The sequence below is a fragment of the Muriicola sp. Z0-33 genome (genome assembly GCF_026126425.1).
Classification (GTDB): Bacteria; Bacteroidota; Bacteroidia; order Flavobacteriales; family Flavobacteriaceae; genus JAFMPW01.
This window is the reverse complement of the sequence record NZ_JAFMPW010000022.1, coordinates 1-26,264: the sequence shown is the minus strand read 5'-3', so window position 1 is coordinate 26,264 and position 26,264 is coordinate 1. Positions and strand designations below refer to the sequence as shown.

Annotated in this window: 24 protein-coding genes; all 24 read left to right on the top strand. The window is 35.4% G+C overall.

All coding sequences use genetic code 11. The annotated features are described in order from the left end of the window. Positions 1–79 precede the first annotated feature (79 nt). The 24 genes from J1G40_RS17825 to J1G40_RS17710 all read left to right on the top strand — a co-directional run bounded on the left by J1G40_RS17825 (position 80) and on the right by J1G40_RS17710 (position 25,970). Positions 80–550: a hypothetical protein gene (locus tag J1G40_RS17825; RefSeq protein WP_265244021.1), complete on the top strand. Its 471-nt coding sequence runs from the start codon at positions 80–82 to the stop codon at positions 548–550. Positions 551–1,108: 558 nt separating this feature from the next. Beyond that, positions 1,109–1,765 (top strand): hypothetical protein, encoded by a 657-nt coding sequence (locus J1G40_RS17820; protein WP_265244020.1) that lies wholly within the window; start codon positions 1,109–1,111, stop codon positions 1,763–1,765. 208 nt (positions 1,766–1,973) lie between these two features. Beyond that, positions 1,974–2,423, top strand: coding sequence for a nuclear transport factor 2 family protein (locus J1G40_RS17815; RefSeq protein WP_265244019.1), 450 nt, complete (start codon positions 1,974–1,976; stop codon positions 2,421–2,423). 169 nt (positions 2,424–2,592) lie between these two features. Next, positions 2,593–3,594: an NADP-dependent oxidoreductase gene (locus J1G40_RS17810; RefSeq protein WP_265244018.1), complete on the top strand. Its 1,002-nt coding sequence runs from the start codon at positions 2,593–2,595 to the stop codon at positions 3,592–3,594. A 112-nt stretch (positions 3,595–3,706) separates the two neighbouring features. Beyond that, a complete protein-coding gene (locus tag J1G40_RS17805) occupies positions 3,707–4,120 on the top strand; it encodes a MoaF-related domain-containing protein (RefSeq protein WP_265244017.1) in 414 nt (137 codons plus the stop codon). A gap of 259 nt (positions 4,121–4,379) precedes the next feature. Next, positions 4,380–5,114, top strand: coding sequence for a DUF6090 family protein (locus J1G40_RS17800; RefSeq protein ID WP_265244016.1), 735 nt, complete (start codon positions 4,380–4,382; stop codon positions 5,112–5,114). A gap of 104 nt (positions 5,115–5,218) precedes the next feature. Next, on the top strand, positions 5,219–7,213 hold the full coding sequence (locus J1G40_RS17795) for a S9 family peptidase (protein WP_265244015.1): 1,995 nt from the start codon (positions 5,219–5,221) through the stop codon (positions 7,211–7,213). A gap of 74 nt (positions 7,214–7,287) precedes the next feature. Beyond that, a complete protein-coding gene (locus J1G40_RS17790) occupies positions 7,288–7,794 on the top strand; it encodes a DUF2391 family protein (protein ID WP_265244014.1) in 507 nt (168 codons plus the stop codon). A gap of 280 nt (positions 7,795–8,074) precedes the next feature. Then, positions 8,075–8,974, top strand: coding sequence for a hypothetical protein (locus tag J1G40_RS17785; protein ID WP_265244013.1), 900 nt, complete (start codon positions 8,075–8,077; stop codon positions 8,972–8,974). A gap of 75 nt (positions 8,975–9,049) precedes the next feature. Next, positions 9,050–10,576, top strand: a complete 1,527-nt coding sequence (locus J1G40_RS17780; protein ID WP_265244012.1) for a serine hydrolase — start codon at positions 9,050–9,052, stop codon at positions 10,574–10,576. A 67-nt stretch (positions 10,577–10,643) separates the two neighbouring features. Next, positions 10,644–11,372, top strand: coding sequence for a DUF6090 family protein (locus tag J1G40_RS17775; protein ID WP_265244011.1), 729 nt, complete (start codon positions 10,644–10,646; stop codon positions 11,370–11,372). Positions 11,373–11,644: 272 nt separating this feature from the next. Further along, on the top strand, positions 11,645–12,502 hold the full coding sequence (locus tag J1G40_RS17770) for a GNAT family N-acetyltransferase (protein ID WP_265244010.1): 858 nt from the start codon (positions 11,645–11,647) through the stop codon (positions 12,500–12,502). A gap of 14 nt (positions 12,503–12,516) precedes the next feature. Then, entirely contained in the window at positions 12,517–13,035 is a 519-nt protein-coding gene (locus tag J1G40_RS17765; RefSeq protein WP_265244009.1) for a hypothetical protein, read from the top strand. Positions 13,036–13,367: 332 nt separating this feature from the next. After that, on the top strand, positions 13,368–14,135 hold the full coding sequence (locus tag J1G40_RS17760; protein ID WP_265244008.1) for a DUF6090 family protein: 768 nt from the start codon (positions 13,368–13,370) through the stop codon (positions 14,133–14,135). A gap of 326 nt (positions 14,136–14,461) precedes the next feature. Further along, positions 14,462–16,699 (top strand): SulP family inorganic anion transporter, encoded by a 2,238-nt coding sequence (locus tag J1G40_RS17755; protein ID WP_265244007.1) that lies wholly within the window; start codon positions 14,462–14,464, stop codon positions 16,697–16,699. A 51-nt stretch (positions 16,700–16,750) separates the two neighbouring features. Further along, complete coding sequence (locus J1G40_RS17750; protein ID WP_265244006.1) at positions 16,751–17,290, top strand: DinB family protein; 540 nt, start codon at positions 16,751–16,753, stop codon at positions 17,288–17,290. Between the two features lie 529 nt (positions 17,291–17,819). Next, positions 17,820–19,121 carry a DUF418 domain-containing protein gene (locus J1G40_RS17745; protein WP_265244005.1) on the top strand — a complete coding sequence of 434 codons (1,302 nt, stop codon included), beginning with the start codon at positions 17,820–17,822 and terminating at the stop codon, positions 19,119–19,121. A gap of 247 nt (positions 19,122–19,368) precedes the next feature. Next, positions 19,369–20,802, top strand: coding sequence for an amidohydrolase family protein (locus J1G40_RS17740; RefSeq protein WP_265244004.1), 1,434 nt, complete (start codon positions 19,369–19,371; stop codon positions 20,800–20,802). Between the two features lie 218 nt (positions 20,803–21,020). Beyond that, entirely contained in the window at positions 21,021–21,848 is an 828-nt protein-coding gene (locus tag J1G40_RS17735) for a helix-turn-helix domain-containing protein (protein WP_265244003.1), read from the top strand. A gap of 13 nt (positions 21,849–21,861) precedes the next feature. After that, complete coding sequence (locus J1G40_RS17730; RefSeq protein WP_265244002.1) at positions 21,862–22,791, top strand: amidohydrolase family protein; 930 nt, start codon at positions 21,862–21,864, stop codon at positions 22,789–22,791. Then, complete coding sequence (locus J1G40_RS17725; protein ID WP_265244001.1) at positions 22,748–23,674, top strand: amidohydrolase family protein; 927 nt, start codon at positions 22,748–22,750, stop codon at positions 23,672–23,674. Before J1G40_RS17730 ends, J1G40_RS17725 begins: the two co-directional genes overlap by 44 nt. 151 nt (positions 23,675–23,825) lie before the next feature. Continuing rightward, positions 23,826–24,536, top strand: coding sequence for a helix-turn-helix transcriptional regulator (locus J1G40_RS17720; protein ID WP_265244000.1), 711 nt, complete (start codon positions 23,826–23,828; stop codon positions 24,534–24,536). Positions 24,537–24,596: 60 nt separating this feature from the next. Beyond that, complete coding sequence (locus tag J1G40_RS17715) at positions 24,597–24,983, top strand: DUF4345 domain-containing protein (RefSeq protein WP_265243999.1); 387 nt, start codon at positions 24,597–24,599, stop codon at positions 24,981–24,983. Positions 24,984–25,238: 255 nt separating this feature from the next. After that, the gene (locus tag J1G40_RS17710; protein WP_265243998.1) at positions 25,239–25,970 is read left to right on the top strand and encodes a hypothetical protein; all 732 of its coding nucleotides are present in this window, start codon (positions 25,239–25,241) and stop codon (positions 25,968–25,970) included. The last annotated feature ends 294 nt before the right edge of the window (positions 25,971–26,264 follow it).

The window sequence follows — 26,264 nt, the reverse complement described above, 5'->3', positions numbered from 1 at the left end:
TAGGCATTTGTCTTGCTTTTAAAGGTTATTAAAAATATTAAATCTATATCTTAGATTTAACCCTTTAAAAGTTCACTTTTTGCTGACACTATACATTGAGGCCAGTACTTATGAGGCAGACAGCAACTTGAGATCGATGGAAAAATTGGTCTATTTTAAAGATGATCGAGTTGAGAGGAGTTTTTATGGCGCAGAGGGTGAACTTACAGGAGAAATGATTTTTGAACCGGCATCTGATGTTAGGTATAACTATAAGGCGGATAGTTTAAGTGGTTATGTTATTTTATCAAACGACTATGAAAAGGGGTTCAGGTTATTTAAAGATTACAAAATCGTTGATGGTCAGGCAATATTAGAGTATGAGTCTTTAATCGAGAGAAAATCTCGTTATAAGAAGTATTATAAAAATCAAAAATTAGTTTATGAAACGCACAACGAATTTCTTGAATTTAATGATAATGGAGATTGGACAAAGGCAATGCGTTATGATGAAGGTGAGGATGGTAGTGAAGAGCATTTAATTATTAGAGAAATAGAATATGTCGATTAGGGCTTACTAGAACAGAAAGCTCTAAAACTTTTAATTAAAATGAACTATAAATCAATATAACATAATCAGGTTAAAGTGATACGCAAAAGGTAGAACATTGTATACTGGATATATAAACCTAGCAACCATCACAGTTCATTTTAAAACGATGCTGTCATGCTGACAAATTCCCAGGATTTTGAACTGGAAACTAAAATAACGAAAGCCTGCCTGCCCCGATAGCATTGCGCTATCGGACACGCGGCAGGCAGGCACAATAATTGCTATAATTCATTTCTCGTATTCAACTATCCGACAAATATTACTAGATTTAAATTTTAAATAGTCCGACAGATTTCGTTGTGCCGTTTTGTTGCCAAGCTTTTGCTTTGAATCACCATTTTGCAGGCCGATAGTAAACCGCCCTGAATCAACTTGAAAAGCAGTAAGGCGACAAAACATCCTGATCGCAACTACTCATAGCCGGGACCGTTAGTGTTAGTAATAAAGAATAGTTTGGATGAGGATTCAATTTGAATCTATAAAGGTATCAGATACTATATAAAAAATAAAATCAATATGTTAAAAAAAACATCATTTAAAATCGGTATTTTGCTGCTTATTATTTATAGTTTTTTCATAATTTACAATGAATTTTTATTTGGCCAACTACATGTAAGGCAATATCTTACGGATATTAAAGGCGATGTAATTTTATTTGGCATTAACACTACATTTACAACAATTTTTCTAGTTCTTATTGCATACAATTTTTTTCTCTGTACAGTAAATTATAAGAAAAGTGAAAAATCAGACCTCCCTTTCTTTGTATTTCAAACTGCACTTTTTCTTTATTTGGCCATTGATGAACGTTTTATGATTCATGAAAGTCTTGGATACCATTTAGGATTTAAAGATGCCTTTTTACTTGTATCAATAGGATTGTTCGAACTCATTATTCTTTATTATTACAAAGAGTTAAATTGGAAGAAAACAGTAAAAAGTTACGCACTTTACTTAGGAGGTCTATTTTTTGGAATCATGATTTTAATAGACACATTTGGAGCGAAGAATGGAATACTTCGCCTCTCCTTTGAAGATTTATCTAAAACATGGGCAATTTTCTTTCTATTTATTTATTCTTTTGAATTTTATAAACTTATGCAAAAAGGTTGCAAAAATGAAGAACAGTGTACTCCGAAGGATATTACAAACACTAACAAAGGCTATAATTAATGCGGGTTTTGGTGCTTACCCCAAAGTTTTGACCTTTTAATATAGTCCGGCAAATCTTTTGATTTGGTATTAAAAGAGAAAAATTAAAACAAAATTCAAAAGATTCGACTCAGTGCTTAATACTAATTTAATCCCGTACTAACCATAGCCCAGACCGATAGGGCAAATTTAAAAGAACCCAGATAAATAATCGCTAAGATTGAATCAAATGAGAATTACTCGAAATTTACTTTTTGCACTTCTTTCCATTTTTATATTTACTTCAGAACTACAATCACAATCGAACAAAGAGCAGATATTAGCAGTTAGGAATGCTTCAAATCAAGCAATTAAGTCATACGACAATGAAAAAGTCCTTTCATATTTGACCGATGATGTGTTAATTACAACTGGAAACGGGACATTATTATCTGGAAAAAAAGCTTTAGCTGAATATATTTTCGAAGGTGGAGCAAGCAAAATGTACTGGGTTCGCGACACGAAAGAAATTGTAGTCAATGAAAAAAGAGGTTTGGCATGGGAAAGTGGAATTTGGAATGCTTATGACCCGGAAAAAGGTGATCATTCCATAATTAAGGGAAATTATTCTGCTATGTGGACTAAAGAATCTCAGGGATGGAAAATAAAATCTCAACTTTTTGTATCTCTGAATCACTAAAAAACTTACCCTAACAAAACCTAAAAGTCGTTGCTGGCAAATTTCCTAAACGGAAATCACGCGCAAAAAGCTATCTTTAGGTTCGGCTGGATTGTCTTTCGGACCAATCACAGCAACGAACCTTAGCACAACAGTTTGCAGCAATTAGGTGCAACTTTATTAATAGAATATGAAAGCGTTACAAATAAACGGATACGGAGATATTCAAAGTAATTTGGGTTTCAAAGAAATAGAAAAACCTGTTATATCAGATAATCAAGTGCTAATTGAAGTTTACGCTGCTGGTGTAAATCCTATCGACTACAAAATTATTGAGGGTATTATGAAAAAAGTGAGGAAACTAACTTTCCCCGCTCTGATTGGCTTTGATGTTTCAGGAGTTGTTATTGAGAAAGGTGGCAGCGTGAGTCATTTAAATGTTGGAGATGAAGTATATTCTAAAGTCCCTTCTGATTCTCCGGGCACATTTTCTGAATTTGTAGCTGTAAATGCAGATGTAGTCAGCTTAAAACCTTCGAACATAGATTTTGTCAATGCATCTGGCCTTCCTTTGGTTGGTCTCACCACTATTCAATCTTTCGACAAGGCAAATTTGAAATCAGGCGACAAAGTTTTGATTCACGCTGGTTCTGGCGGAATAGGAACATTTGCTATTCAATATGCAAAAAGCAAAGGAGCTTATGTTTACACCACAACAAGTACTAAAAATCTGTTATGGGTAAAAGCGTTAGGCGCAGATAGAGTAATTGACTATAAAACAGAAAACTATCTCGACGTGGTAAAAGACATTGATGTTGTTTATGATACTCTTGGCGGGAATTATACCGAAGACGCTTTCAAAGTTATCCGAAAAGGTGGAAAAGTAGTTAGCCTGGCAGGTGATTTAGATGGTGAAACCTCAAAAGAATTGGGTCTTAATGGTCTTATTCGTTTCATATTAAAATTAAAAAGAAAGCGGATAACAAAGCAAGCCAGGAATAAAACTGCTTATTACAAGTTTATCTTGATGCAACCTAATGGAAATCAACTAAATGATATTAAGTCATTAGTAGAGACTGAAAAAATAAAACCAATTATCGATAAGGTATTCCCTTTTTCTGACGCAATTGATGCCTTAGTCTATCAGAAATCTGGTCGGGCAAAAGGGAAAATAGTTGTCAAAATGAAATAACTACTGCCAGCAATGTGTATAGTGCATAGCACCCTACACAATGCTGCGATACCATACACTAAACGTTATATGCCAAACCAATATTTACTCCATAAACCTAAAAACCAAAATCATGAAACATCTTATAGCTTTGCTCATTACGCTAGTGGCAATTACTTACCAGGCAAGGGGTCAAGAAGGAAAGAATCAACATTTGTTAGATGGAACCTCTGTGGAATATCGTTATGAAAATGAGAGTATGGGAGTTGTTAATGCTGAATTTATTGACGGCCGATTTAAATTTAAATTTACGGAAGGTGCAAACGAAGGCGCGGAAGGTACCATACCATATTGGTCCAGGAAGATTGGTGACCAAATATACATGATTAGCGCACTGAATGAAGCTAATTCAAATTTTGTCACTTTTGTATTCAATTTCAAACAAAATGTAATGTATGCATCGGTAATTGTGGAACCGAGGACAGAACAAGAAATGATTTTGTTTGAAGGTGGAACAATTGAAAAATCGGCCTTAAAAGAAAACTAACATTTTAATAAAAAAGTACGAGGGCATATAACAAAAGATAAAATGACATTTTATAACGGACGTTAGCCTTCATTACTACTTCGCCTAAGCTACGTAGTAGGCACTATAACCAACCAATAACCAATGATATTATCGAGCCAAAATTTACATAGTAAATCAAATGTCCATTGGACATTTGGGCGAGATAACCGCTTGCGGAAAAACTAAATGTTTAACTTAGATCATGATTAAGTTTTTTAGACGAATTCGCTACGACCTTATGGAGAAAAACAAAACTGGAAAGTATTTAAAATATGCCATTGGGGAAATAGTTCTTGTGGTTATTGGTATATTAATTGCTCTTCAGTTAAATAATCTGAATGAAATTGAAAAAATTAATGCAACTGAATATATTTATTTAAATGCCCTTCATGATGAATTCACAAACAACCTTAAAGAGGTAGAAAGAGTAATGAAACTAAATGAACGAAATTTGAAAACCGCTCATACACTTTTAGGTAAAATGGGAACTGATAATCCAGATTTTACCGAAAAAGCATTTGACTCTTTAATGTACCGTACAATTATGAGTGAAATTCAATACCGTCCTAGTCCAGGTACTCTCATTGAGTTAATCAACTCTGGTAATTTAGGTATCATTTCGAATAGGGAGTTGAGATTAAAACTGGCCTCATGGGATGGAGTCCTTACAAGTGTCTTGTTTCAGGAACAAGAACATTCCAAACCCCGTTATAAGTTGATTGATTTAATGAATAAATGGGGAAACGGCAGAAAGTCCTTTATAAATGCATTGGGAAATAGGATGGACATGCCTAACAGTAATTTTAAGTCATCTAGCATAGTGCTGTTAAAGAATCTTGAATATGATAATCAACTAACATTCTTTTATGCCACTGGTACTTTCCTGAATTTAATTTATTATTCTGATCTGAAGAACAACATTATAAATACTCTTAAGATAATTCAAAGTGAACTTGATCAAAGAACTGACTGACGCTATTGATTGTGATTTAAATTAATAACGAAAGCACAACACTGTATATAAGCCATTGAAACGCGCCATATACGAACCGTTCTCAATAATTAAACTCTATCAACATGAATAAAAACAAACCAGTTCTAATATTCTTTTTGGCGCTGCTTCTTTTGAGTTGCAATGACCAGAAAAGCACTGAAGGCGAAGAGACGGCAACTGATGAGAATGCCAAATTAGTAAGCTTTAAAGGCAGGGAGATTGATCTTAGCCCATTTGTAGAGGGTTTTCCCTATACTAGTTTTCAACCAGTTTATGCAGCCGGAAAGTTGTATTACATGAAACGTGGCGAAACCATGGATTTACTAGAGCTTGATTTATACAATGATGGTGATTTAGAGAAAGGTAAAAAAATCTCAGATATCGATTACAGTACCCGAAATGTATGGGGAATCCGCTATAATGAAAATGACAAGCACTTGTATTGGGTTGGTGATGAATCCAATGACGAAATCATCAATTTAACACGGCTTAATCCTGAGACCAAAGAAGTTGAAAAACTAACGGACGTTCCCTACATTTTTGGTTATCGATGGAATGATGCCAAAGACAAGGTTGCGTATGTAGCCCGTTTGGGTGATAAAGAGGAACGTTTAGGCGAGTTGAGAATTTTGGATTTGAAGACGAAAGAAGAAAGTTCGATAGTTCAAGATACCCCTGAAATGCGCTTTACATGGGGTTCTCCGAGTTGGCAACCTGAAGGAAAGGGCGTGGTTGTTAACACCTTGAAAAATGCCGACAGAACCTTTGGCAACTTGATATATATTGATTTTGAAACAAAATCAAAAACATTACTGACTAATTCCAAAAAGGAGCGTTCAAATCTTTCGGCTTACCCTGAGTGGCTTAATGAAAATACATTGCTTTACACCTCCAACGAAGATGGTTTTAGCAATGTGTATATCCATGATTTGAAAAAAAAGGAATCTAAACAACTTACTAGCTTCACAAGCGACTTAGGATCTTCAGAAATTCTGACAATTGACGATAACAAGTATTTGTTTGCAACTACATCTTCGCCCATAGAAACACAAGTATACCTCGTATCTCTGCCCGATGGAGAAGTAGTGCTTCAACAGAATAGCGATGTGGTTTTGAACGTTTATGACAGTGATGGTGATAAAATGTTGGTATCGGCGACATCGAATACTTCAATGTTCCGTATAGATGAATTAAAGGTGAGTAAAGAACAAATTGAGTTCAACACAAAGGTGGATGTTCCTCAAGAACTGAAAGATAAAATATATAATACTGCGGTGGAAAGAATCACCTACCCAACGTTTGATATAGACCCTATTACTGGGGAACCCAGGCAAATTCATGCGTATTTGTATAAACCTAAAAACCCCTTACCTGAAAAAGAACGGATAGTGATGATTCAATCTTTTTACGGAGGAGGTAATTCCTTTAGCACACGGTATCAAATTCTGGCAAATGCCGGCATTTATGTTCTAAGTCCATCTCCTCGAGGCAGTAGCGGATTTGGTAAAGAGTTTTCGGCCCTGAATGACAAGGATTTAGGTGGTAATGAGATTATTGATGTCTTTTATGCGGCTAAGTTCGTGTCAGAAAAACTAAATATCCCTCCAAGTAATATTGGTGTATTTGGTGGAAGTTGGGGGGGATATGCCACGATGCGAACACTTACTTTCCCTGGAGATGTAAATGGTAATACAGTTGAGTTTGACTGGGGCTTTGGTATTAGCCATGCAGGCTTTAGCGATATCATCCATTTTTATGAGAACGGCAATATTCCGGATTGGGTAATACTGGAAGCAGGAGACCCAAAAACCGAGGCAGCAAAACTCAATGATCGTTCTCCATTGTATCATGCAGATAAGATGAAGGGACATTTGTTACTTACCCACGGTACTAATGACAGTCGTGTACCCATTGCAGGCAGTGAAATGATTGCTGACAGTCTTGAGAAATATAATAAGAATGTAAAGCTGGTGAAGTTTGAAGGTCAAGGGCATGGAATAAAAGGATTGGACAACAAAATGATTTTTTATCGAACCTGGTTTGACTTCTTGGAAGAAGTAACAAAAGAAAATGATTAAACTATTGAGAACAATGTATAAACCGCATTGAAACGCGCCATATACGAACCGATGGCAACCATTGAAATAAAATGATGGAACAGAAAGTAGAAATTAAAGAAACAACCATAAAAAGGATTGGGGGCTACTTACATAGAGTGGTTCCAATTGCAGACAAGTCTGGGGAGATAATAAGCTACGCTCTTAAACCTCTAATGCTTGAGTTCAAGCCTAGAGATATAATGCAGGTAATTATAGGATCTGCACTATTGGCTATTCCTGTTTCATTTACAGAGGAGGCTTGGAATCTTGGTGAAACTCTACCAATATTTAATGTTTGGATAATCGCTACCCTTTCCTTGGTCTTAATTTCGGTTTTTGTTTACTTTAATTTCTATAAGGTAACATTGAAAGGATATGTACTTGATTTCATTAAAAGAATCATTGGAACATACCTTATCTCACTGATCGTTGTGGCATTGATTTTAACTTTAATTGAGAAGTGCCCCTGGGGTATTGATAATGCCTTAGCAATAAAAAGAATAATCATTGTAACCTTTCCGGCAGCAATGAGCGGAACGCTTAGCGATACAATTAAATAAATTACGGTTGCCAACAGGGTGTATAACCAATAGGGCAATTAGAGACAAATTGAAAGTCCTGTTCTTTAAACAGGCAACGCCAATACAATGTTTTGATTTTTAAAAGAAGCAAATTTAAAAGCAAAAACGTTTGTTTTGGCTTAGTACAAACCCGAAAGTGAATCGCTTCGAACCTGCCCTACTGTCCATACAAGACCGTTGTGGGTAATTATAAAAATGATAATTGATAATTATACTATCTTAACTCAGCAAGGAGTCTATTATCTGAAAACCTAACCTTATGAAGCGTAGAAATTTTATTAAGAAATCCACACTAACCGCATTTAGCATATCAGCTTTTGGTGCAATTAATTGGAATGGAAAAAGTTTTGAAGGCGATACAGTTACAACCACAGATATTCTCGGGCCTTTTTATCGTCCTGGTTCACCCATGAGAAATAACCTAATTCCCCCGGGTTCAACAGGAGACGTTATGCATCTAATCGGTACTGTTTTTCAAAAAGATGGAAAAACTCCATTAGCCGACACACTTATTGAGGCTTGGCAGTGCGATGAAAATGAACAATATGATAATACTTCTGATGATTATGTTTTCAGAGGGGCTGTAAAAACAGATGCCAATGGTAAATACGCTTTTAAAACGATTGTTCCTGTGCCATACAGGGACGGCGATGATTGGAGACCTGCGCATATACATATGAGAATTTCAAGTGGAGATCATCATGATCTTATCACTCAAATCTATTTTAAGGGAGATCCTTATATTGAAAAGGATGCTGCAGCGGCGGCCCCAGAATCAATGAATCGCATATTAGAAATTGAAAATGACTCCAATAATGAAAAGTCTGTAAACTTTGATATTGTAATGGGGAAATCGTTTCTATTAGATGATGAAGGCTATAGGAAAATTACAGGTATCTATCAATTGAAAAATGGAATGGCTGAGTTCAATAGACAAGATGATTTACTTTTCTTAAAATTAAATGGTCAGATAATGGAAGGACTGCTTTATAAAGGAGAAAATTCGTTTGAAGGGGGATTAGGTTTTAACAAAGTTAAATTTGAATTACTCGCCAATGGTGATGTAAAAACATTTATTACAATGTGGGAATTATGGTCAGAAGACGATAGATTTTTGAAAGAATATGAAGGAATAAAAGTTTTAAAATACAGCGACTAACAAGAATCAACATACTAACAACAAAAGATAAAATGCATTAAAACGCATTTTATCAAGGCGTAATACTTAAACAAAATGAACAACAAAATCTTTTTCTTGCTAATCATTTGGTTAGTTGCTTTTAATGATTCAAATGCTCAAAAAATACCACTGGATTCGCTCGATATATACCTTAATCAAGTTATAAAGGATTTTGAGGTAGTAGGGCTTTCAGTAGGCATCGTACAAAATGATACTGTCATCTATTCAAAAGGTTTTGGATTAAAGGAAATCGGAAAAGATTCAAAGGTCAATAATCAAACTACTTTTGGAATTGGGTCAATTTCCAAATCATTTACAGCATTAACACTCGGATTGCTCGTAGATGAAGGGAAATTAACTTGGGACGATCGAGTGAAGGACTACCTACCCTATTTCGAATTATATGACCCATATGTAACAGAAAACTTTACCATTAGAGATTTGCTCACTCATAGAAGCGGGCTGAAGGAGGTTAGTGGAGGAACACTTTGGTATCACTCTGACTATTCAAGAGTTGAAATCATTAAACGACTTAAATATCTTGAGCCAGTCTCTGGCTTCCGAGAGAAACCTGCTTATCAGAACATAATGTTCGTTGTAGCTTCCGAAATAGTAAAAGAAGTTTCAGGAACGACCTGGGATGATTTTCTCAAATCACGAGTCTTTGATAAACTAGAAATGAACAATAGTACTTCAATGTCAAAGGTTAGAGAAGCCAATATCAATTTGGCCCAACCTCATATTTGGAATGCAGAATACAAGAAAGTTGCCATAAAACAGGAAAATGGAGATAACCTGGGGCCTGGAGGTTTCATATATTCATCAGCTAAGGATATGAACAATTATATGAAACTACTGCTGAATGACGGTGTTTTTGTGAATGATACTATTGTGAGTAAGGACGTGATCGATGAACTTTTTAAACCTCAGACATTATTCCAAATAAGCGGTCCTCCATTTGGCAACGAGTTCTCCTCCTATGGATTCGGGTGGTGGCTCACTCCCTGGAAGGGTCATAAGATAATAGAACATAGTGGCGGAATCGATGGAATGTCTGCACAGTTGTTTATGATAAAAGACATGAACATTGGTGCGGTTATTCTATGTAATGATTCGGAAGAACCTGCATCTTTCTTGATAAAAGCAAAAATCTTCGAACTTATTTTCAATGATAGTACCTTTGATATATATGAGCGGGGAAAGGATTACCGTAAACTAATAATAAAGAAAAAAAAGGAAGCCGCTACCAACGAAATCAGACCAAAAGAATCTAATCCATCTTTACCTCTTATTAGTTATGCAGGGGTTTATAATGATGAGATGTATGGAGATATTAATTTATCGCTTACCAATAATGTAGAACTAGAGCTTTCGTTCTCTCATACACCATTGTTCAAGGGTCGATTGATTCATTGGCAATTCGACACCTTTAAAATCGATTGGTATGACATTCGTGTTCCTGATGGTTTTTTAACTTTCAACTTTAATTCGAAAAGAGAAATATTGGGTTTCTCATTAGATCAAGAAAATTTACTTGATGTTGATTTTGGAGAAATTAAAATAATTAAAAAGAAAAACTAAGTATAACATCGTATATAAGCCCGTAAATCGGCTCATTTACATTACGGTGGTCGTCATAACCTAGACTATGAAGAAAATTCTTGAAACGTTAAAACAGAAATGGGCAGAATATCTGCTTGAGATATTCGTAATTATGATCGGTATTCTGGGAGCCTTTGCCCTTAATAATTGGAATGATCAAAAGAAAAATACGAATGAAGAAACCATTATCCTAAGGAATTTAATTGAGGATCTGAAAGCAGATATTAAGGGGTACAATCAATCGATTGGTTGGCTAAAATTACGACAAGCAAATGTGGACTCGGTTTTGATGTTTCTAAATGATCCAGACTTGCCCGTAAATGATGACCAACTCATCCATTGGCTTATTACTTCTGGTTACATTTTAGATTATAAACCAGTTTACCCGACCTACACCGAAATTATGGGATCAGGGAAATTGTCTTTGATTCAATCAGTAAGGATCAAAAAAGAACTTGATAATTACAAATCCAATTTTGACAATGATAACAGAATTTTTTCATCTTATGACGAAGGAATTAAGAGGATTGAGTCGAAAGCGTTGTCATTCACTTCCGATACACCTCAAGCGCAGTTTTTTGGTGACGATTATCGATCTAAGAATAAAAATATTACAGTAGATAGGTCCAAATTAGCAAGGGATGAGGATTTAGTTGTTTTACTAAAACACAATGCATATCATACACAAGTTGAAATGAACATGAAAATGTTGGAATATATCCCCATGGCTGATTCACTTATCAAAATCATTGAAATGGAACTTTCAAAAAGATAGCTTAACAACCACCGGCATTGGCGATCAGCCATACCTGCTATAGTAATTCCTAGTCATTTGACATCTTCATCTCTTTTCGATACATTGTAAATGAGCAAACATGGCAGGGCTCATAGCCTAGAGCGTTAGCCTTTATTAGGTAATAAAAACAAAGATCCTTTTAAAAAAATGCGGATAATTAAACTTGGGAGGTTTTTATTTATTACCTTATAAATTGCAATACCCTTTAACTCGTTTTTCAACCTACCTTACATTAATTAAAAAACCAACTAATGAAATTAATTGTCCGCGAATGTCTTCAAGAAGATGCACCCGCCTGTGGTGAAATCTGTTTTACTGCCTTTAAAACTGTAGCCAACCACCATAACTTTCCTGAAGATTTTCCGAATGCCGAAGTCACGACAGGCATGTTAACCGGACTCATTACCCATCCTGGTTTCTATGGAGTTTTGGCTGAACTGGACGGTAAGATAGTAGGAAGCAATTTTCTTGACGAACGTTCTTCAATTGCAGGGGTAGGACCAATTACGATTTCCAACGGATTACAAAATAAGAGCATAGGCAAAGAATTAATGATAAATGTTATTGATAGAGCCAATGAAAAAAAATTTGCTGGAGTCCGCCTGCTTCAGGCTGCATATAATAATAGTTCTCTATCCCTTTACGCAAAATTGGGATTCAACGTACAAGACTCAATGGCGGCCATGCAAGGCCCTCCTATTTCCCATAAAGTTACAGGCTACCCTGTACGCCCTGCACACAAAGAAGATTTGGATGCGTGTAATAAGATATGTGAATATGTGCACGGACATAATCGTTCGGGGGAACTTTCGGATGCTATTCAACAAAGCACAGCTTTGGTGGTAGAGCATGATGATAACATTGTAGGTTATTCTACAGGATTGGCTTATTTCGGTCACTCTGTTGCAACATCAAATGAGGGATTAAAAGCATTGATTTCAGCTGTTGAACAATTTCAGGGTCCTGGCATTCTGGTTCCAACTTCGAATCACGAATTATTTCGTTGGTGTCTTAAAAATAAACTTCGCGTTGTGCATGTAATGAGCCTTATGTCTATAGGACTTTATAATCAACCTAAAGGCAGTTACCTGCCTTCAGTACTATATTAATTAAAAATTACTACATGAATTGGGAAGCAATTATTGCAGTGGCAGAGTTAATTGGCCTTGTTTTTATTATCCTTTCAGTTTTTTATTTGGCTAAACAAGTAAAACTCGGGAATAAGCAAACTATAACAGACTCTTTGAGTGATGCCATTAAATTATATATAGAACAATACAACAACAGCTACGGAACCGAAAAAAATGTTGTCTTTATGAGAAAAGCATTGAATGACTATACCTGTTTGAGTCAGGACGAAAAAGGACGCTTATTTTCAATCATAATTGGGTATGTGGGAGCTTGGGATAATTTGCATACCAAATATCAGGCAGGATTTCTTCCGAAAGTAACTTATAACAGCATTACCGTAGCATTCGCCAGTTTACTTCAAACTCCTGGTGGCCTGGCGTGTATTAAGCAAATTCATGAAGCTTTCGTTATGCCTCCACATGTTATGGATAAAACTATAATCAAGAGTATCGATGGTGTTGAAGTTCGTCCGTTTGCCGACTGTCTTGACTTCTTAAAAGTAAATTTATAGAAAACACCAATCCAATTCTATAAAAGAAAAAAGATAGGCATATACATTTGGACTTCATTTTAGGTCATATATAACGAAAGGCTAACCCCCTATAAAATTAATTGCTGGTGTAAGCCCACTTGCGAAAATGCTTGCGTATTTTCTATTCAGATTGTATATGCTAAATTAGTTGTTTTAAACAACCCAACTATTCTTATACTCACCGTTGTGCTTCATTATGACTAACCAATAACCAATGATAAAATTCTTTAGAGGGCCGAACGGTAAACAAAGGTCTGATAGACCTTTGATGGTAAAGAGCCAGCTGAAGCGAGGGCATTAATACAAAAAACATGATCAAATTCTTCCGCCGTATCCGGCAGCAATTGCTCACTGAAAACAAATTCAGTAAATACTTGCTCTATGCTATTGGAGAAATTGTTCTTGTAGTTATTGGAATCTTAATTGCGTTGCAGATAAATAATTGGAATGAACAAAGAAAAACCAATCTCAAAGAACAAACCTTGCTTACTGCATTAAGACAAGAATTCATTCATAACCGTAAAGAACTTCAAGCTGTAATAGAAATTAATCGCAATAATGTTGAAGCTGCCGGAGAATTTGCTTCCATTCTTTCACCAAAAAAAACCAATCTTTCAGATCGTGAAATTGCTCAGTATTGGGATAAGGCGTTTAGACAAGAAGCAATTTACCGTCCTAGTTTGGGAGTACTAAATGAGGCTATTAATTCTGGAAATCTAAGCATTGTTAGAAATAATGAATTGAGAAATATTCTCTCTTCTTTTGACGCAGAATTACAACAATTAAGGAAGCAAGAAGAAACCGTTTTTGATTTTAGATTGGAGTGTTACCGAAGTTTAAGAAATTCAGGTAATTTCAGAAAAATATTAGATAATCTAAAGGACACTGAAACTTGGTTTAAACTTTCTTCAAGTCCATTTGAGAATTCAAATAAAGTATTACTTCAATCTGAGAGATTTGAAAATGATATTGTTCTCTTTATAGGAATTTCTGTATTCTTAGAAAACAATTTTTTAATCCCTTTAAAGAATAGAATGAGTGAATCAATTCAAATATTAAACGCTGAAATCAATAAATAAAATAACGAAGGCACCAACGAGTATAGCTCATTGCGGTTTTATGCCACACCAAAATAAAAGTACTAATTAATGGCGGATTTCTAAATGGAATAATACCGCCTTGCCAGCGCGCCAACTTGCTCGCTGCTGCGCATATGCCGACATAACGAAATCATAGCCGAGACCGTTGTACAAAATAAGTAACCATCTAAATATTCATTTACAAGAAGACCATTTAATTTTTCCGATTTCCTGAACAGTTCTTCTTGCTCAACCCCAGTAATTGCGAATATTTACTATTTTCGTTAGCTATGATAAAATTCACAAACTATTTGATGATCAAATAAATGGAAACTACACCCAAAAAAGGTATTCAGGGATTAATTGAAAATTGGCAAAGTGATTTAATCGCAGCAGTGAGTGTAGCACTTATTGCTTTGCCTCTTTCATTAGGTATTGCTTTGGCCGCTGGTGCACCTGCGATGTCAGGTATCATTTCAGCAATTGTGGGCGGTATTGTAACAACCCTTTACCGGGGAGGGCATATATCTGTCAACGGACCTGCCAAAGGAGTTATAGGGGTCATACTTTTGGGTATTGTATTGATGGATGATGGTTCAGGGCAAGCCTTTAATTATGTGTTGGCAGCTGTGGTTGTTTCAGGTGCAATTCAAATGTTATTGGGGTTGTTGAAATTGGGTCGTTTGGCAGATATCTTCCATTCTTCCGTAATTCATGGCCTTTTAGCCGCCATCGGAATTATCATATTTGCAAAACAAATCCATGTTGCCATGGGTACACATTCTGATAGCCCAAGTATTGTACAAAACCTCATTGATGCAGTTGTATACTTGCCTCAAGCCAATCCTTTTGTGTTGATTATTGCACTGACAGGCTTGCTTTTATTATTGTTTCATTCCAAAATCTCTTATCGGTTTTTTCATATTTTGCCTGCCCCAATGTGGGTCATAATCCTTTCCATACCATTTGTCTATATCTTTAATTTCTTTGACCAGCATACGCTTTCATTCCTTGGAAAGGCCTATGAGGTAGGACCTAATCTATTGTTAGACATTCCTGATAATATTATGGATTCAATTATGCATCCTAATTTCGGTAAAATTGCTACAATTGAATTCTGGACCACCGTAATATCTATTTTGATAATTACAAGCATTGAATCCCTGGCCATTGCCAAAGCAATAGACAAGATTGATCCTTATAAAAGAAAGACCAATTTAAATAAGGATTTGACAGGTATCGGATTAAGTACTGTTGTTGCTGGTTTAATTGGAGGTCTGCCAATTATTGCTGTAATTATTCGAAGTACGGTCAATATCCATAATGGTGCTAAGACCAAATGGTCTAATATGTATCAAGGTCTTTTGTTGTTGCTTTTTATTGTGGTGTTAAGCCCTATAATGACACAAGTACCTCTTTGTGCATTTGCTATTTTGCTCGTGTATACAGGATTTAAATTGGCTTCCCCCGCGGTTTTCAAACAAGCTTATTATCAAGGAACTGAGCAATTAATATTCTTTGTATGTACAATGGTTTTAACCCTTTATACAAATTTATTAATTGGATTACTTGGTGGATTATTATTGGCTTTGGTAAGTCATATGCTATTGGCAAGGGTGCCTATTCCCCGTTTTTTTAAAATGGTTTATAATTCGGGTTCAAATTTGGTTAAGCAACCAGATGGCCGTTACGATCTAAATATTAAAGGGATTGCGAATTTTTTAGGCATCTTAAAAGTCGATAAGTTGGTGTCTCAAATTCCATCTGGGGCGGATGTTAATATTGATTTGTCGGAAACAAGATTAGTAGGGATGACCTACATGGACTACCTGGTAGATTACCTAAAAATGCAAAAGAATACAGGCGCGGAGGTAGTTATAAGAGGACTAGATTCTCATGTTTCATCCTCTACCCATAATAGAGCTTTAAAAATTTCTTTAAGCAGTTCTGTTGCAAAATTATCACCAAGGCAAATTCGGTTGCAAAATTTGGCGAATGAAAAGGATTACCAATTCACAAGTCAGATAGACTGGGACACTACTTATCTTAAGAACTTTCACTTTTTTGAAATCAGACCTATTGAGCGTAAATTAAATTGCCTCAACGGAATTTATAAAGATTTAAATGTGTCATGGGAAATTGCTGATGTAACTTTTAGTGAAGGCGCTGCTTTTACAGCTGAGACGTTTAATACAACGCTAATGGTCTTAAAATTAAATAAAAAGATCCCCATTTTCACAATGGAAAAAGAAGGCGTATTTGAAAATATATTTGACAGAGTAATGGCATTTACCGGTTATAAGGATATAGATTTTAAGATGTATCCAGACTTTTCTAAAAAATTCTTGATTATGGGGAATGAGGAATCTGAAATTCGGTCATTTTTTACAGATGATATCGTGCGCTTCTTCGAAAATCATCAGATTTATCATTTAGAAAGTAATGGCGAAGCACTAATCATCTTTGATAAAATCAAATTAGCACGGACAGATGAAACCGTTGCATTTATCAATTATGGAAAGGAATTGGCCACGCTCTTAGATATGAGGAAAAACAAAAAATAGAAGAATTACTAAGTGACCATCTAAAAATGAGAGTTAAATCAATACATCCAAATGGAAAATAGAGTTAATAAATTGCTCAATGAAATTAAAGTTTCCCGGGAAAGGATTATTAACCTTGTTGTAAATATTAATGCCGATGATGGAGCAAATAGATTGGCACAGGACAAATGGAGTATCCAGGAGATTATTGAACATCTGGTCCTGGCAGAAAGAGGCGGATTTGATTTGATTTTCACCGCTGCTGAATGTTTCAGGCTAGGCAAACCTGTTTGGTCCGGAAATAATGAAAACAGTGGATTATCTATTGAAGAAATAATAGATAAAACATGGGAAACAAAAGAAAAGGCTCCAGCATCTGCCACTCCTCAGGGTAAATGGAGTTTAGCGATTTGGACTGCTCATTTTAAGAATTGCGATGATTTATTATTAAACCTAATCCCCATCTTGGAAGATTTACCACTCGAAGAAGTTATCTATCCACATTTCCTGTGTGGACCATTAAATGCCGTACAAAGATTGGAATTCATCAGATTACACATTGATAGACATTATGAGCAAATATCTAACCTTAAAAAAGATTTAGGTTTATGATTAATTAGGTTGCACAACAGTGGCTATACTCCATTGCTTGCAATGTGCTTAACCAGAAATCAGTATATTTATTTTGGCTTGATTCCTACTCCTAAAAATCTCCGATTTTTCTCTGCAGCGGCATCCTAGCCAAGCGCGTAGTACTTCATTATGTGAATCCCCCAAACCCGCAAAAAAAACATATCTTTATAGCAACCAACCAAACTCAATGATAAAATTCTTCCTTCGTATCCGGCTGCAACTTCTTTCAGCAAATATCTTCTATATGCAATTGGCCAATTCTTTCTAGTGGTCATCGGAATACTAATAGCCCTTCAAATTAATAACTGGCATGAACATCAAATGGCATTGAATGCATTGGAAATTCTATCGGGAATAATAATTATCTGTCCGACACAAAAAAATAATAACCAAAGCACAACATCGGCTATAATTCATGATGCCGCAGGCGTGCCAAAATCATAGCCGAGACCGTTAGCGGTCATTATCGCAAACAAACCTTAAAATAAAAATAACCAACATAGCAATTATGACTGTACCAAAAAAATCATTCACTCCCTTAAAATCTTCTGACCGTATACTGTCTCTTGACATTATGAGAGGAGTTGTTCTATTAGGAATTTTAATAATGAATATTAATGGTATGGGGCTAGCCGGAGCTTATGGAGATCCAACGGTTTCTGGCGGTGCTACAGGATGGAATCTTTCTACTTGGATTGCCGCAAATTTCGCATTTGAGGGTACAATGAGAGCACTTTTCTCCCTATTATTTGGAGTAGGTATGTTCATATTTATGGATAGACTCGAAAAAAAAGGAGCTGGAATACAAGCTGCAAATATTTATTTCAGAAGACTTATGTGGTTACTCGTTTTCGGGTTGATACATGGATATTTATTGCTTTGGACCGGTGAAATTCTTTACCAATATGCGCTCATGGGTTTTCTAGTGTTCTCATTTAGAAATTTGCCACCAATTAAATTAACGTTTGTAGCAGTATTACTATTTTCAATTGGTGCCCTATGGAATTACGCAGATTATAGAAAGGATATAAAATTCATCGAAGACGTTGCACTTACAGAAACCTATAAACTAGAGGGTAAAACATTATCCAGAGATCTTCAGGAAGTAGCTGTAAAATGGGAAAATATGGAATGGGAAAGATCTCCAGAAGGTATAGCAGAATATAATACTAATATGCGTAAAGGGTACTTAGATGTGGTGGCGTTTCTTGCCCCTGAAAATCAACATTACGATGAAAATTGGCCTTACAGATATGATTTATGGGATGTTCTTAGTATGATGCTAATAGGAATCGCTTTATTTAAATGGAAGATTCTTTCGGCCGAAAAATCGTATAAATTCTATGCAATAATGGCTGCTGTGGGATATTTGATAGGATTCACTATAAATTATCACGAGATCTATTCCATTATGGAGGAGAATTTTTCATTTTTAAGCTTTTCTAAAGCAAATATTACATACGATTTAGGAAGAGTTCCTGTTGCTATTGGTCATGTTGGTGCTATTATGCTATTTTGTAAATTACCGCTATTAAAATGGTTGAAAGGCAGTCTCGCTGCCGTTGGTAAAATGGCATTAACCAATTATGTGATGCATTCGGTTTTTGCTATGTTTATTTTTACAGGTGCAGGTTTTGGGCTGTTTGGAACATTTCAGCGTTTTGAGTTATTATACATCCTAATTGGCATATGGATTTTTCAATTAATTGCAAGCCCAATTTGGCTAAAATATTATCAATATGGTCCATTGGAATGGATATGGAGAAACTTAAGCTATTTAAAAATGCATCCTTTAAAGAAGAAGAGTTAAACAATATGTAAACCTTTCTAAGATAGTATTCTTTATACTACGAATAATGTATATCAAATACATGCTAAGTCATTCAATATCCAAGTAGCATCAAAGAATAACACATCGCTAACATTGTAGAAAAGTAATAGCCTGGATAATAGTTTTTTTAGACCTGTAGTTTCTCACAAGTTTATCATATAAAGAAAGACTTAAGCTGTGTAGCCGGCTATTATTCTTAAAATCAACGTTAGCAATAATTACAAAAATGAAACATCTTAAAAATGTTATAAAAATAATTGCCGCATTACTATTAACGTTAACTATTGTATGTATAGTTTTTCTAGTTGTGAATGCTCATAATACAGCATATCTAAAGATTAAAAACAACCCTGGTTTAAATGAAACTTCTTATCTAATAACCAACATCAATATTGTTCCAATGTCCAAAGACACCATTTTGGCAAATAAAACGCTATGGGTAAAAAACGGAATTATTGAAAATATTGCAGATTCAATTGTTTTAGAGGGCATCGAAATCATAGACGGGAAAAGCAAATTTTTATCTCCGGGATTAGTTGATATGCATACTCACTTATGGGACAAACAAGAGCTTGGCCTGTATCTTGCCAATGGTGTTACCACAATTAGAAATTTATGGGGATATCCTATGCATTTAAGAATAAAGAAAGCCTTAAACGCCGAAAATATTATTGGCCCGCAATTTTATACGTCAAGCCCCAAACTAACAGGTGAAAATGACCTGGGAGATGACAAAGTACAGATTAGTACTCCTGAAAAAGCTAAACAATTGGTTATATCCTATAAAAAACGAGGGTTTGATTTTATTAAAACCTATGCTGGTATACCAGAAAACATTGAAAATGCCATTTTAGAGCAATCGATCCTTTCTAATATTTCAGTTGTAGCTCATCCAAGCCGGGAAATACCATATCTAGACCAATTTCAACCTCAAATATCGAGCATTGAACATGCGGAAGAAATTATTCAGCAAGCGCTCGAGTACAAACTAGACAGTTTAAAATTAGACACGATAATTCAAAAATTCGCGCTTACCCAAAAATCATTTTGCCCAACATTAACAGGCTATTACAAGATTTTTGAAATGCTTGAACTGGGTGAAAATGTTTTGACATCAGATCCCGCCTATTACATAAATCCGCTAATCCAAAAGGTTGATAGTAAGGTGCAATACGATAGATGGGCAAACGAAAAAGAAAATAATAGCTCCATCAAATCATATATTTATGCGCAACATCAATTTCATTTATACATCATAAAAAGAATGAATGAAGCTGGAGTAAATATAATTTGTGGAACAGACGCGGGCATAGGTATAACAGCCCCTGGGTATTCTATTCATCAAGAACTTGGACTCTACAAAGAAGCAGGATTAAGTAATTATGACGTATTAAAAACAGCAACAATTAATCCAACCAAAACACATAAAGAATTGGAGCAAATTGGATCGATTGAGGAAGGTAAGTTGGCAAATTTTATATTGACATCTAAAAACCCTCTTGAAGATTTGAGTGTGTTGAGTAATCCTGAATGGGTTATGATTAAAGGCAGAAAAATAGATAAAATATTAATGAATGAATTTACAGAGAATGCTCAAGATCGAAATAATTTAGTTGTAACTGCTTTAAGATATGCAGAATATTTGTTCATTGAAAGATAAAAGCTATTGCTAATACTGTATATAATTTATTACTAGCTCTAGCCTACTTCTGAAAATCCGCAAGGATTTTCAGTTTGGTTTGTATTTGCTAAATTAGGTGGTTAAATCACGCAACAAATCATATACATACCGTTGTAATGCATTAAAAAATGAATAAATTATTATTGTTACAATCCAGAGAGCCAAATTGCAATGGATTTATCTGATACAATTTACAGATGATTCAAAAAATTTATATACCAACCCATCCAGCACTTTTTAAGATAGTAAACTTCCTAAGCTATGTGGAGATCACTGCAGAAGACAAGTTAGACGGTTCTATGGCAATATTCCCAAATGCCACAAGTAACCTTATGATTTCATTGGACGAAAAAATTAGAGTGGATGAGAGTTTAGTGGACACCTCCATTTATGCATCATGTAGTAGCACAGTTTCTTTACGACCTTACGCAGGAATGAAATTCATGACGGTTCAGTTCAACAACTTTGGGTTATATTATTTGAAACAGGTGCCCGCCTATGAATTACATGATTCCCTTTTGCACATGGACCTGTTTTTTTCTGCAAGTGATATCGATCGAATCTCATCGCAGCTCAAAGAAAAAGATCACGTCCAAGATAAGTTTATTGCACTTGAATCATTTATAAAGGAACGAATTGGCTTGGAAAAAGTTGATCCTAGACTGTATCACGCCATTAACATGTTAAAATCGGAGCAGGTTGTCTCTATCCACCAACTAAGTGAAGCCTTATGCATTTCGGGTCGTAGTTTACAAAAAATATTCAAAAAGTATGTCGGTTTGAGTCCGGCCCACTTTAGAAAAATAGTTCGCTTCAATCGAGCCACCAACCTTCTTTTGAACAGCTCCGCTGATTCACTGACTAACATTACCTATGAATGCGGATATTATGATCAAGCTCACTTCATTAAAGATTTTAGAAAGTTTGGAGGTATTTCACCATCTGAGTTTTTAAAGCTAAAGGTGCATAGTTCGGATTTTTACAATTACAATCTTAGGGAAATTGATAGTTTGGCTCTCAAATAGAATTGAGAATATTATGAAAACAATACAAGTAATAGTTGCCTTGTTCTTTACTGCACCCTATTTATATGCTCAGGATTATACTGGCCCCATCATTGACATGCATATTCATGCCTATAATGATGAATTAGCCGGAATGTTGTTTGGAATGGATCATTGGAATCCGTTAAAAAATGAGACTTATAAAGGTGTTACCACACCCGAAGAACAAAAAACAGGGACTTTTAAAAAGTTTTCAGAGCACAATATTGTTCTTGCTCTAACTTCTGATGGACAATTATGGGATAAGTATGAATCTGATAAAATTTTAATTAGCGGCAGAAATATGCCTTTAGATAGTTTGAAGAAAATGGCCGAGCAAGGAAAGCTTTCAGCCATTGGAGAATTAAACCCTTTCTATGGAGGTATCACTGCGGATCATGAAAGTCAAAAACAAAATTTTGATCTGGCTGAAGAACTAGATTTACCGGTAGGGTTTCACATTATGCCAGGTGGACCACCGGGTGGCATATACAATATGGGATTGGATAAAATGAGGGTTAAAAATGCAAATCCAAAACAACTCGAAGAAGTGCTTGTTAGCCATCCAAAAATGAAAATTTTTATTATGCATGGTGGTTGGCCATACTTAGAAGATATGAAAGCCATGATGTATGCGCATCCTCAATTGCATATTGATATTTCTGCCATTGACTGGATTTTACCAAAAGCTGAATTCCTTAACTTCCTTAAAGGATTAGTTGACTCTGGATTTGGGAAAAGAATTATGTTTGGAAGCGACCAAATGGTTTGGCCTGAAACCATTTCTATTGCTATAGATGCGATAAACTCAGCAGATTTTCTGACCTTGAATCAAAAAGCAGATATTTTCTACAACAACGCTGCTAATTTCCTCGGTCTAAATGAAAAGGAAATTGCAAAACATAAAAACTCTCTCAAACACTAAGAAAATGAAAAACTCACTTATAATACTGCTAGTTATTCCATTTTTAAGTTACTCTCAGGAGGGTAATCAACCTATTATTGACATGCACCTTCATGATTATACCGAGCAAACGTATTTCACAGCTCCTGCTCCTGACGGAATCATGTCGCCTAAGGATTATAATACCTATAGGAACGAATTACTAAAAGTTCTCAAGGAGCACAATATCGAAAAAGCAATTGTCAGTACTATCGGAGGGCCAAATAAATTGGACGATGACGGAATTTTAATACCTGGATATTTCACAAACTCTCCGCCAAAAGACACCATTGCTTTTAAGGAACTAATTGAATCTGGAAAACTTAAAGTTTTTGGAGAAATAGGAGCCGTTTACGATGGCTTTACTTTATCGGACCCGAAATTTGAGCCATTCTTAAACATTTGCGAGCGATATGATATTCCAGTGGCTGTTCACACAGGAGGTGGGCCAATGGATATTACCTATAGATGCTGCCCGAATTTTAGAATAAAACTTGGAGACCCGTATACAATAGAAGATGTACTTGCTAAATTTCCAAAACTGCGAATTTACATGATGCATTCTGGCGAAGTTTTTTATGAAAATGCGTTAAGGTTAATGCTTCAGTACTCTCAACTATATACTGATCTAGGAGTTGTTCTTTGGGTTCATGAGCAACCGATGGATTATGCAGAACAATTTTTAAGGAAAGCGAAAAAATATGGATTAATTGACAGAGTTATGTTCGGGTCTGACCAAATGGTGTGGCCACATGCCATTGAAAAAAGCATAAACAAATTGAATAGTTATGACTTCCTAACTGAAGAGGATAAAAAGAAAATCTTTTACGACAATGCCGTAAAGTTTTTAAAACTGAAAGAATAAACGCATCACAACAACGGCTATAATTCGTTGCGGCGGAATTTCCTGCCGGAAATTCTTATCTTGCATTGCTTGGTTCTTTCGGATGGTCCGTGCGGACAATTCAGCAACGAAACCATAGCCCATACGTTGGCTACATGCAGATAATTCTAAAATGGGAGAAAAAGAAAAACCAAGACTTTCGAGATTAACTGCTATTCTTACCCAACTGCAATCCAAAAGAATTATTACGGCAAAACAACTCTCCGAAAAGCATAATGTAAGTGTAAGAACTATTTATCGAGATATTCGTACACTCGAGAAATCAGGAATACCAATTGTGACCGAAGAAGGAAAAGGCTATTCTATCATGGAAGGTTATCACCTCCCACCGGTACTTTTCACAGAGAACGAAGCGAATGCATTGATCACTCTAGAACAATTAGCTATCAAAAACAAAGACTCATCACTTGTTAAAAACACCACTAGCGCTATAGAAAAAATAAAAGCCATATTACGATACTCTCAAAAAGGAAATGCAGATTTATTGTCCGATAGAATTTACTTTAGTGGGAACAATAATGAGGAGAAAACAAGTAATAACCTAATGCAAATACAATCAGCTATTACCCAATATAAAATTTTAACAATTGACTATATTTCTTCTGCAAACGAACAAACCACTCGAGAAATTGAACCTTTCGCCATCTATAGTATTCATGGAGATATTCTTTTAATTGCCTACTGTCTATTACGTAATGAATTTAGACACTTCAGAATAGATTTCATTGAAAAGATTATGACTCAAAGCCAAACGTTTAGTCCGCATAACATGACTATAAAAGAGTATTTTGAAAAGTACGTGAAAAATCAGAAATACCCTTGACACACCTTTGTCACTGTTCCAATTTACATTTGTAGAAATATTAATAATAAATAGTTTAAAATGGAAACTATCAGAATCGTAATCTTGTCATTATCAGCTTTAATGCTCGTCTTTGTGGGTTTAATGAGGTTGAGCAATCCAATTAAAACTTATTTAAAAAACTCTGGAATTAAGCTTGAAAAAGATGCCAGCTTATTAAATGAAATGAGAGGAGTTGCCGCAGTCATGCTTTGTGCAGGAATCATTATTGCACTTGGCACATTTATCGGAAAACTAACCTTTACTTCGCATTTTGTTGCATCACTTATTTTTGTAGGTTTTGCAATTGGAAGGCTCATAAGCTTAAAAGCAGATGGTAAGCCAAGTAAACAAATTTCTCAAGGAATTATATTTGAGATTGTTTTAGGTGCGGCCAACGTTTTTGCATTAATAAATCTTTGGAGTTGAATTAAAAATAATGCCAGTGGCTAACAACGTGTATAGCTCATTGCTGCTGAATTCCTTAATCGGAGTTCATTGCTATTTGCTATCTTTCGGTTACGGCGGAAAATTATAGCTGATTTTCCGCAACGAGCCATACACAAATCCGTTGGCTACAATTGTAGTTTTACAAGAGTTAGAATTTGTCACTTAAAAATGAACTTCAATTTTCAAATTCTTTTTATTATAAATTGCAATTAATTTATTTTTAAATAAAATTCCATGACAAAATCATTCAAATCCTTGCCTAGTTTGTTGCAACAATGGTGGGTTTGGTTCGCAGCAATTTTCATACTCACATTTGTATCCTTCTGGCCCAGTTTCTTTTCGGCAATTGTCAATATCGAGACGCACATTATTATACATGGAATTAGTGCAATTTCTTGGATGTTGCTAGCTGTCGTTCAAGCTTGGTTGATCAAAAGTAGATGGCGCAAACATCATAGGACTATAGGTTATGCATCGCTCGTACTTGCGGTTATATTGGTACTAAGTGGGTTTCAAGTACTCCAAACCATGCTGCTTAAAGATAATGGTTTGGAGGATGGTATCCCTTTACTCGCTATTAAATTCTTATATATTGATATTACTGCTCTGTTGTTATTTTGTGTTTTCCTTTGGTTGGCGATCAAAGCTGCACGACAAAGGGATTTTTCACTTCACATGCGATTGATGGCCTGTACTGCAATTATTCCCCTCGAAGCTGCATTGGAAAGGACATATATTTATGGAACTCCTAGTCTTGTCCCAAATTTTGATGTCGCCCTTTATGCATCTGTAATCACACTCATTGTACTCATGGCCGTATTGGTTGTATTGGAACTATTGTATAAACGGTCACGCTGGCCATATGCAGCCTTGTTGGCCTATTTCGTGCTCATGTTACTAACAACAGACATAATTGCACAAACGAAATGGTTTAATTCTTTTGCCATTTTTTATGCCAACCTATAACGACTGGGAAGCAATAAATAAAAAATGTTGACGATTATTACAACTGATTTATTGAATACGTCAAAAGTCAAAAAAAACTGTGCACAACAACGTGTATAATTCATTGCTGAGATGGTTAATAGAATTAAACTTCCTACATTTTAATTACTTATAAAACCAACGGAACGTTGAGCAAATCAAAAATCGCAACGATATCATACACAAGACCGTTGTGTTTCATTATTTTGATTCTGCACATTTAGCAAAAATCATATCTTTAGAGGGCCGAATGGCAAGCAAAGGTCTGGTAGACCT

What these genes read in the sequence shown, in the direction of transcription:
- J1G40_RS17820 (WP_265244020.1), top strand. Translation starts at nt 1,109, where the DNA reads ATGTTAAAAAAAACATCATTTAAAATCGGTATTTTGCTGCTTATTATT.
- J1G40_RS17815 (WP_265244019.1), top strand. Translation starts at nt 1,974, where the DNA reads ATGAGAATTACTCGAAATTTACTTTTTGCACTTCTTTCCATTTTTATA.
- J1G40_RS17810 (WP_265244018.1), top strand. Translation starts at nt 2,593, where the DNA reads ATGAAAGCGTTACAAATAAACGGATACGGAGATATTCAAAGTAATTTG.
- J1G40_RS17805 (WP_265244017.1), top strand. Translation starts at nt 3,707, where the DNA reads ATGAAACATCTTATAGCTTTGCTCATTACGCTAGTGGCAATTACTTAC.
- J1G40_RS17800 (WP_265244016.1), top strand. Translation starts at nt 4,380, where the DNA reads ATGGAGAAAAACAAAACTGGAAAGTATTTAAAATATGCCATTGGGGAA.
- J1G40_RS17795 (WP_265244015.1), top strand. Translation starts at nt 5,219, where the DNA reads ATGAATAAAAACAAACCAGTTCTAATATTCTTTTTGGCGCTGCTTCTT.
- J1G40_RS17790 (WP_265244014.1), top strand. Translation starts at nt 7,288, where the DNA reads ATGGAACAGAAAGTAGAAATTAAAGAAACAACCATAAAAAGGATTGGG.
- J1G40_RS17785 (WP_265244013.1), top strand. Translation starts at nt 8,075, where the DNA reads ATGAAGCGTAGAAATTTTATTAAGAAATCCACACTAACCGCATTTAGC.
- J1G40_RS17780 (WP_265244012.1), top strand. Translation starts at nt 9,050, where the DNA reads ATGAACAACAAAATCTTTTTCTTGCTAATCATTTGGTTAGTTGCTTTT.
- J1G40_RS17775 (WP_265244011.1), top strand. Translation starts at nt 10,644, where the DNA reads ATGAAGAAAATTCTTGAAACGTTAAAACAGAAATGGGCAGAATATCTG.
- J1G40_RS17770 (WP_265244010.1), top strand. Translation starts at nt 11,645, where the DNA reads ATGAAATTAATTGTCCGCGAATGTCTTCAAGAAGATGCACCCGCCTGT.
- J1G40_RS17765 (WP_265244009.1), top strand. Translation starts at nt 12,517, where the DNA reads ATGAATTGGGAAGCAATTATTGCAGTGGCAGAGTTAATTGGCCTTGTT.
- J1G40_RS17760 (WP_265244008.1), top strand. Translation starts at nt 13,368, where the DNA reads ATGATCAAATTCTTCCGCCGTATCCGGCAGCAATTGCTCACTGAAAAC.
- J1G40_RS17755 (WP_265244007.1), top strand. Translation starts at nt 14,462, where the DNA reads ATGGAAACTACACCCAAAAAAGGTATTCAGGGATTAATTGAAAATTGG.
- J1G40_RS17750 (WP_265244006.1), top strand. Translation starts at nt 16,751, where the DNA reads ATGGAAAATAGAGTTAATAAATTGCTCAATGAAATTAAAGTTTCCCGG.
- J1G40_RS17745 (WP_265244005.1), top strand. Translation starts at nt 17,820, where the DNA reads ATGACTGTACCAAAAAAATCATTCACTCCCTTAAAATCTTCTGACCGT.
- J1G40_RS17740 (WP_265244004.1), top strand. Translation starts at nt 19,369, where the DNA reads ATGAAACATCTTAAAAATGTTATAAAAATAATTGCCGCATTACTATTA.
- J1G40_RS17735 (WP_265244003.1), top strand. Translation starts at nt 21,021, where the DNA reads ATGATTCAAAAAATTTATATACCAACCCATCCAGCACTTTTTAAGATA.
- J1G40_RS17730 (WP_265244002.1), top strand. Translation starts at nt 21,862, where the DNA reads ATGAAAACAATACAAGTAATAGTTGCCTTGTTCTTTACTGCACCCTAT.
- J1G40_RS17725 (WP_265244001.1), top strand. Translation starts at nt 22,748, where the DNA reads ATGAAAAGGAAATTGCAAAACATAAAAACTCTCTCAAACACTAAGAAA.
- J1G40_RS17720 (WP_265244000.1), top strand. Translation starts at nt 23,826, where the DNA reads ATGGGAGAAAAAGAAAAACCAAGACTTTCGAGATTAACTGCTATTCTT.
- J1G40_RS17715 (WP_265243999.1), top strand. Translation starts at nt 24,597, where the DNA reads ATGGAAACTATCAGAATCGTAATCTTGTCATTATCAGCTTTAATGCTC.
- J1G40_RS17710 (WP_265243998.1), top strand. Translation starts at nt 25,239, where the DNA reads ATGACAAAATCATTCAAATCCTTGCCTAGTTTGTTGCAACAATGGTGG.